Source organism: Pseudomonas sp. NPDC090233, assembly GCF_044772285.1.
GTDB lineage: Bacteria > Pseudomonadota > Gammaproteobacteria > Pseudomonadales > Pseudomonadaceae > Aquipseudomonas.
The window spans coordinates 20,702-28,288 of sequence record NZ_JBIVYQ010000013.1 but is presented as its reverse complement, the minus strand read 5'-3'; the positions used below and the strand labels follow the sequence as shown (position 1 = coordinate 28,288).

The window sequence follows — 7,587 nt, the reverse complement described above, 5'->3', positions numbered from 1 at the left end:
TGCTGCAGCAACTGGCCAAGGCCCTGTCCGGCGATGACCTGGGCAAGGTCTACGACGCCGTCAAGGCCATCAGCGGCAGTGAGGAAGGCAAGCTGCTGATGATCAAGCCGGTGCAGGATGCCATCGGCCAATATGTGGGGGTTGCCGGAGCGTTACAGACAATGGAGCGAGCCCGGCGAACTGGATGCTGCGATCGGTGCACTCAACGCAGCAGTTCTCGGCGTGAGCGCCAGCGCCTCAGTAGACATCAAATTCGACAACTCACACCACATTCCTACTTCAGAAACTGGCGGAACAATAATCAGTGACGGCACTGCGATCCCCGCACGCTTCGTACTTAACTACCACCTATACCTTCCCAGCTTTAGCAGCGAAAATTCTTATTACCAGTGGAGCCTCAGCCTTTTCGAACCAGGCTCAAGTGGCAAGCAAATAGTCCTTTCTGGCGATAGCGCTCAAACCGCGAACCTTATCACTACAGGCGAGATTTCCTCAGCATTCGCGGAGTCCAACCTAAAAAGCCCTGAAGTAAGTCACGACACCAAAAATGGTGCGCTCACAATCTACAACTCGCACCCTTTGAAAGACGACCACTACATCAACGCCCTTGTACTCACAGTCATCTATTGGCCCGACAAGCATGACCATTCAGCCATCGCGAAACTTGTGGTAATTGAGGACAAAATTAATGCCTCCTGGAGAGATATCTTATGACGCGCCCACTACTAAATCCTCCGTGCACGGGATGGAAGCAAGACCTTCCTACTCCTTATGACGCACCAGCCATCGAAGCGTCATTAGGAAACAAGACGCCAAACCACCAAGACGATATTTATCTTGAGATATCGCGCCCAATCACATCCGCACGGGGACTGATGTCTCTTTTCACACTACCTTGTGCATTGTTCACACTTAGCATTCCAGGAATGATTCTAGATGCTTACCGCGAAAACGATAGTGTCTTCATGATTATTGGCCCTCTTATGATCTTAATAAGTGCTTGGATAACGCTTTTTACACTCCGTGTCGACATCTCACCACCACGGGACGAACCCATCCGTTTCAACCGTGCCCGCCAAAAAATCTACGCCTACAACTTCCAACATCGATGGTGGAACCCCTTCGAAAAATGGGAAGTGGTACCTGTAAGCTATGACTGGTCCCAAGTACGCGCCGAACACTGGTCACAAGTCGGCGCACTCAATGGCGGAGTGATATTCAAATGGGGAGTCATGCTCTCCATCATTGAGCCAGGTACTAACAATGTCATCGACCGCTTCCGCCTCAGCACAATGTGCGCTGACGAATACCTCTGGGCCTACGTGTGCACCTACATGCAAAAAGGCCCATCCGCACTCCCCCCGCCTGGGCCACCGAAAGACCATAACGACGTCCTCTGGTGTGAGGTCGCATTACGTCTCGCCCCTGAAGTCGCCTGGCCTGCGGACATGGACCAAGAGTCAAGAACAGCACCGTAAGCGGCAGCGTCGGTGACTGGGCAACATTACAGGCAAAAAAAAGGCCGGCATCTTTCAATACCGGCCTTTATACAAAGCCTTACTTGGCCTGGTAGATGATCCCCGGACTGCACTGAACCATCTGATAATGATCCGGCAACCCATTCAGCGCCTCAGAGGCCCCCAGGAACAGATACCCACCCGGCTTCAGGGTGCTGTGAATTCGCAGCAGAATGTCCTTCTTCACCTGCGCCGAGAAATAGATCAGCACATTGCGGCAGAACACGATGTCGAACTTGCCCAACGCCGCATAGCTATCGAGCAGGTTGAAAGAGCGGAATTCAACACGGCTGCGAATCGCCGGCTTGACCGCCCAACGCCCTGGCCCTTTGGTGTCGAAGTAGCGCTGCAGCCGCTCCTGGGACAAACCGCGGGCAATCGCCAGGCTGTCGTACTCCCCGGTCTTGCAGTTGTTCAGCATCGAACCGGACAAGTCGGTGGCGACGATCTGCGCGCCCATCTTCAACTGGCCCAGGTTGCCGCGCTCGAACTCGTCGATGGCCATCGAAATGGAATACGGCTCCTGCCCCGACGAACAGGCCGCCGACCACATGCGCAGGCGCTGGCCGGGATTGTTCTTGATGAACTCGGGGATGACCTTGTTCTTCAGCACTTCGAACGGGTAGGTGTCGCGAAACCACAGGGTTTCGTTGGTGGTCATCGCATCCACCACCTGCTCGCGCAGGCCGCCACGCGGCTGGGCCTGGATGCGTTGCACCAGTTCGCCCAGGCTCTTGATGCCCTGCTGCTCCATCAGCTTGTTCAGGCGGCTGGCCACCAGGTACTGCTTATTCTCGCCCAGCAGGATGCCACAGGCTTTCTCCAGGAAGACCCGGAACTGTTCGAAATCCAAATTACCCGTAGACACTACTGCGGCCTCTTTTCAATCACTGGTGCCGGGAGCGAGCCCCCGGCGGCTTCAATGCGTTGCCTTGATCCGGTCGACCACGCGCTGGGCCAGGTCGTCCGGCTTGAACTTGGCCAGGAAGTCATCGGCGCCGACTTTCTTCACCATCGCTTGGTTAAATACCCCGGACAGCGAAGTATGCAGGCAGATGTGCAATTTTTGCATGCGTGGATCGCTGCGGATCTCCGCCGTCAGCGTGTAGCCGTCCATTTCCGGCATTTCAATGTCGGAAATCATCATCAGGAACTCTTCTTCCGGCTTCTTGCCCTCGTCCACCAGCTTGCGCAGGTAGTCCAGGGCCTGACGGCCGTCGTTGAGCGCCACCACGTCCACGCCAACGGTCTGCAGGCAGCGGCTGACCTGTTTGCGCGCCACCGACGAGTCGTCGACGGTCAGCACCCGCAGCAGCACGGCCTTGTCCTGGGTCTCGGCATCGACCACGCCAACTGACACCTGCTCTGACGACGGCGCCACCTCGGCCAGTACCTTCTCCACGTCGATGATCTCGACCATTCGGTCGTCCACCCGGGTGACCGCTGTCAGGTAGTGGTCACGGCCAGTGCCCTTGGGTGGCGGATGGATCGCCTCCCAGTTCATGTTGACGATGCGCTCGACCGAATGCACCAGAAAACCCTGGGTCTTGGTGTTGTACTCGGTGATGATCACGAAGCTATTGCGTGTATCTTCCTGCAACCCGGGCAGCCCGGTGGCCATCGACAGGTCGAGGATCGGGATGGTTGCCCCGCGAATGTTGGCCACACCGCGCACCACCGGGTGGGACTTGGGCAGCACGGTCAGCTCCGGGCACTGCAACACCTCGCGAACCTTGAACACGTTGATGCCGTACAGCTGCGCGCCATTGAGGCGGAACAGCAGCAATTCCAGGCGATTCTGCCCAACCAGCTGTGTGCGCTGGTTGACTGAATCCATTACCCCCGCCATGCCTGACTCCTTCTTCTTTGTGCCATTTCGTAGCCACTCCTACAGCGAGTCGGCACGGGCTTTGCTTTTTTGAGCGCCATGCACATGAAAACGACAATTTTCCGACGACTGACGCGCCTGCTGAGCGGCTCGCTGGCCATGCTCTGCCTGCTGGCACCCGGCGCGCGTGCGCTGGCGGACGCGGTTACCTTGCCTGAACAGCTTATCGGTGTCACCCAAGGGTTTCTTGAATTCACCGTCGAGGATTACCTGGCAACCACCCAGACGCCGGGACGCTACGAGATTCAGGTCAACCCGCTGGACCCGCGCCTGCGCATGCCCCTGTGCAGCCAGCAGCTGGACGCCTCGCTGGAAAGCCCGGCACAACCCCTGGGCCGAGTCACCGTGCGGGTACGCTGCGATGGCAGCGCACCGTGGACCATATTCGTGCCGGCAACCGTGCGCCTGTTCCGCGACGTGGTGGTGGTGACCCGCCCGCTCAGGCGCCAGGATATCGTCGGTGAAAATGACGTGGCCCTGCGCGAACGCGATGTCGGCACCCTCACCCAGGGTTTTCTCAGCGAGCTTGATCAGGCCGTGGGCATGAAGATGCTGCGCCCGACCGTGATCGACCAGGTACTGACTCCGCAACACCTGGAGCAGGCTGAAGTGGTGCGCAAGGGCGACCACGTGGTGATCACTGCCCGTAGCGGCAGCCTCAGCGTGCGCATGCCCGGCGAGGCCTTGAGCAAAGGCGGCCAGAACGAACAGATCCGCGTGCGCAACCTCAATTCGCAACGGGTGGTGAAGGCCCGGGTTACCGGCCCTGGACAGGTCGAGGTGGCCATGTAGATTCAGCTGGCAGTGTGGAACCGCTTTTCCTAAACTGTGTCAGAACACGGGTTCGCGAGCTTGCCGACAGGCGTGAGCATTTGTGCCTAAAGTTTCTTTCGGGCTGGCCGAAAACAAGGTAAGCGTCCAAATACCCAGAGGTTTCTGATCATGGTCATCGACTTCAGTCGTTTGAATAACTCTCCGTCCATTACGGGCGGCGTTCGCGGCAATGCCGCACCCGGCACCGCCGACAAGCCCGGCGAAACCGGTGAAGCGCCGAAAAGCGCCAGCGCCAGCGGAGAAGCGGTACACCTCAGCCAAGAGGCCCAGCAGTTGCAGAAGATCAGCGACAAGCTGCGCGACCAGCCCGTTGTCGACAATGCCCGCGTGGCACAGTTGAAACAGGCGATCGCCGATGGCAGCTACCAGGTCGATGCCGGCCGGGTCGCCAGCAAACTGCTCGATTTCGAAGCCCAGCGCTGACCGTTCGGCGCGCTGACTTCACGGACGCTAGAAAAGCCAAGAGTTAGCCATGCACGACATCACATTGCTGCAACTGATCGAAGACGACATCGCCCCGACCCAGGAACTGCTCGACCTGCTGCAGCAGGAGGCAGTCGCCCTGCACGGCCGCGACATGGCACCGCTGGAGGGCATTCTGGCCCGCAAGCAGTCGCTGATCGTCCTGCTGGAGCAGCAAGGCATCCGTCGCAACAACCTGCTCGCCAGCCTCGGCCTCAGCGCCGACCGTGCCGGGGTACAGGCGGTGGCCGCGCAGTCGCCCAATGGTGAAGTGATCATGCAGCAGCTCAATGCGCTGACCCAGTTGATGGACGCCTGCCAGAAGGTCAACGAGACCAATGGCCGGATCATCCAGGTTCAGCAGCACGTCACGGCCAACCAGATCAGAATCCTCATGGGCGGCGATTCGCCGTCGCTCTACGACAGCCGTGGCGCCACTTCACCACTGGCCAAGCCCCGGGCGCTCAGCCAAGTGTGATTAGTTCTATCAAGGCACGGAACATACTGGCAAAATGCCGTTACTTGCGTGTGCCGTTTTTGCCTGGAGATTGATAACCCGTGTTCAATGAGACCGATGCCCCGCAACCGCCGAAGGTGCTGAACACGCCTTTGGAGATCGCGGCCAACCTGCGCCAGCTGCAGGACAGCCACGACCCTCTGATCATCACTTTCCATGAGCGCAGCCAGCGGTTCCAGAGCTACGTGGTGCACGTGGACCGTGACAGCAATACCCTGGCGCTGGACGAGATGATCCCGCGCGATGGCGAAAAGTACATCGAGAACGGCGAACCGTTCCGCGTCGAAGGTTTCCATGATGGCGTGCGCATCGCCTGGGAATGCAACCATGAACTGAAGGTCACCGAGGTCGACGGCCATCGTTCCTACCGCGGCGCCATGCCCGAAGAGATGACCTACCACCAGCGCCGCAATGCCTTCCGCGCCGCGCTGAAGCTGTCACAGCTGGTCGATGTGATCCTCGACGGCACCCACCTCAAGGGCAATGGCGCCCTGCGCGGCAAGCTGCTGGATATCTCCGCCACCGGCTGCAAGCTGCGCTTCGACGGCAATGTCGAAGACCGCCTGCAACTGGGCCAGGTGTACGAGCGTTTCAAGGCCGGTAACCCGCTGGGGCTGGTCGACACGATGGTCGAGCTGCGTCACCTGCACCATGAAGAACGCATCAATACCACCTTTGCCGGCGTGCGCTTCCATAACCTCAATGGGCAGGCGCAGCGCAAGATCGAGAGCTTTGTGTACCAGCTGCAGCGTGAGGCGCGGCGGTTCGATAAAGACGATTACTGATCGTTGGCTGAATGTGCGAACGCCACCCATTGGGTGGCGTTTTTGTTTTCGCGGCTAAAGCCGCTCCCACAGGGGCACTGCAGTCCTTGAAACCTGCATAGAACCAGTGGGAGCGGCTTTAGCCGCGAAGAGGCCGGCCCGAACCACACAAGGCTCAGACCGACTTACTGACCTCATCCCCCGCCGGAGCTTCAGCCACAGGCTCAGTCTTCACCTCCACCTCAGTATCCTCCGCCGCCACCGGCGCCTGCATCACGTCCTGCACGGTCTGCTCATCCACCCGTGGGTCCAATGCCGCCGACAACGGCGAACCAGCGGCCGGCATCGCCACGTGCCCCAACGGCGCATCCTGAACCTGGTGCAATCCGGTAACGGCTTTCGGCCGAATCCGCCACACCAGCACCAGAGCGAAGAACACGAAGAATGCATAGAGCATCTGCGGCCCCAGCACCTTCATCAGCACCCCCGCCGCCAGCGGCCCAATGCACGCCCCCACGCCGTAGGTGACCAGCAGCATGGCCGTCAGCGAAACACGCCGCTCGCTTTCCACGTGGTCATTGGAAAAGGCAACTGCCAGCGGGTAAAGACCGAACTGCAACAACGAGATCAAAAAGCCAATACCGAACAGCAATTCCAGCGGCACGCTCGGCAAAATGGCCAACGGCGCCGCCGCCAGCGCCAGGCCCACCGCTACACTGCGGATCAGCACAGCCCGGTCGTAACGATCAGACAACCAGCCCAGCGGCCACTGCACCACCAGGCCGGCAAAGATGCAGCTACCCATGAACAGACCGATCTGCTCGGTCGACAACCCCTGGCTGGTGGCATACAGCGGCGCCAGACCGTAGAACGAGCCAACGATCAACCCTGACCCCAACACCGTGCTCAACGACTGCGGCACCCGCTTGATGAAGAACTTGGGCTCCATCGGCGCAGGGCGCAAGGGTGCCGGGTGAATGCGCCGGGTCATCGCCACCGGCACCAGGCACAACGCGAAGCACATGGCGACCAGCATCAACAGTTCAGGCCCCAACTCGGGATGCACCACCAGGATCAGCTGGCCGAGCACCAGCCCCAGGTAAGAGGCGATCATGTAGCCACTGAACACCGCACCGCGGTGCTTGGCATCGGCCTGCTCGTTGAGCCAGCTCTCGATGACCATGTACTGGCACATCATCCCCAGGCCGACGATCATCCGCAGCCCCACCCAGGCCGGAAGCCAGTTGGTCATGCCATGGCCAAGCACCGCCGCGCAGACGATGCCGGCACAAGTGGTGTAGGCGCGAATATGGCCAACCCGGCCAATCAGCCGATGGCCAACCTTGCCGCCCACGGCCAGGCCGAAGTAGTTGGCCGCCATCAGCGCACCGACCCACAGGCTGTCGACATGATCGGCCGCCAGGCGCAGGGCCAGATAGGTACTGAGCAGGCCCGAGCCGATCAGCATCATCAAGGCAGCGAAATACAGCGACTGAAACGGCTTCCAGATGTTTCGCATACGTCCCGTCGGGCTCCCTGGTCTGGTGGCGTTGGCCTGGCAAGCATAAAAGCAATTGTGCCGCAGTGCAGTCCCCCGCTGGCGAA

Annotated in this window: 9 protein-coding genes; 6 read left to right on the top strand and 3 right to left on the bottom strand. The window is 59.7% G+C overall.

Annotation, left to right across the window (positions count from 1 at the left end):
* The first annotated feature begins 117 nt into the window (after positions 1-117).
* Positions 118-714 (top strand): hypothetical protein, encoded by a 597-nt coding sequence (locus tag ACIQUF_RS25290; protein WP_403136465.1) that lies wholly within the window; start codon positions 118-120, stop codon positions 712-714.
* Positions 711-1,478, top strand: coding sequence for a DUF6708 domain-containing protein (locus tag ACIQUF_RS25285; RefSeq protein WP_403136464.1), 768 nt, complete (start codon positions 711-713; stop codon positions 1,476-1,478). Before ACIQUF_RS25290 ends, ACIQUF_RS25285 begins: the two co-directional genes overlap by 4 nt.
* 79 nt (positions 1,479-1,557) lie before the next feature.
* Here ACIQUF_RS25285 and cheR read toward each other — a convergent pair whose 3' ends face one another.
* Both cheR and ACIQUF_RS25275 read right to left on the bottom strand, forming a co-directional pair.
* On the bottom strand, positions 1,558-2,385 hold the full coding sequence (gene cheR, locus ACIQUF_RS25280; protein WP_400795181.1) for a protein-glutamate O-methyltransferase CheR: 828 nt from the start codon (positions 2,383-2,385) through the stop codon (positions 1,558-1,560).
* Positions 2,386-2,436: 51 nt separating this feature from the next.
* Positions 2,437-3,366 (bottom strand): chemotaxis protein CheV, encoded by a 930-nt coding sequence (locus ACIQUF_RS25275; RefSeq protein ID WP_403136462.1) that lies wholly within the window; start codon positions 3,364-3,366, stop codon positions 2,437-2,439.
* Positions 3,367-3,444: 78 nt separating this feature from the next.
* Here ACIQUF_RS25275 and flgA point away from each other — a divergent pair, with 78 nt between their 5' ends.
* From flgA to ACIQUF_RS25255, 4 genes are all read left to right on the top strand, one after another.
* Positions 3,445-4,197 (top strand): flagellar basal body P-ring formation chaperone FlgA, encoded by a 753-nt coding sequence (flgA, locus tag ACIQUF_RS25270; protein WP_403136460.1) that lies wholly within the window; start codon positions 3,445-3,447, stop codon positions 4,195-4,197.
* A 150-nt stretch (positions 4,198-4,347) separates the two neighbouring features.
* Positions 4,348-4,662, top strand: coding sequence for a flagellar biosynthesis anti-sigma factor FlgM (gene flgM / locus ACIQUF_RS25265; RefSeq protein ID WP_400795187.1), 315 nt, complete (start codon positions 4,348-4,350; stop codon positions 4,660-4,662).
* 49 nt (positions 4,663-4,711) lie between these two features.
* Entirely contained in the window at positions 4,712-5,179 is a 468-nt protein-coding gene (locus ACIQUF_RS25260; protein WP_400795189.1) for a flagella synthesis protein FlgN, read from the top strand.
* Positions 5,180-5,259: 80 nt separating this feature from the next.
* Positions 5,260-6,003, top strand: a complete 744-nt coding sequence (locus ACIQUF_RS25255; protein WP_403136458.1) for a flagellar brake protein — start codon at positions 5,260-5,262, stop codon at positions 6,001-6,003.
* A gap of 154 nt (positions 6,004-6,157) precedes the next feature.
* On the opposite strand, the gene ACIQUF_RS25250 is transcribed toward ACIQUF_RS25255, so the two are convergent.
* Entirely contained in the window at positions 6,158-7,501 is a 1,344-nt protein-coding gene (locus ACIQUF_RS25250) for an MFS transporter (RefSeq protein WP_403136455.1), read from the bottom strand.
* Positions 7,502-7,587 lie beyond the last annotated feature (86 nt).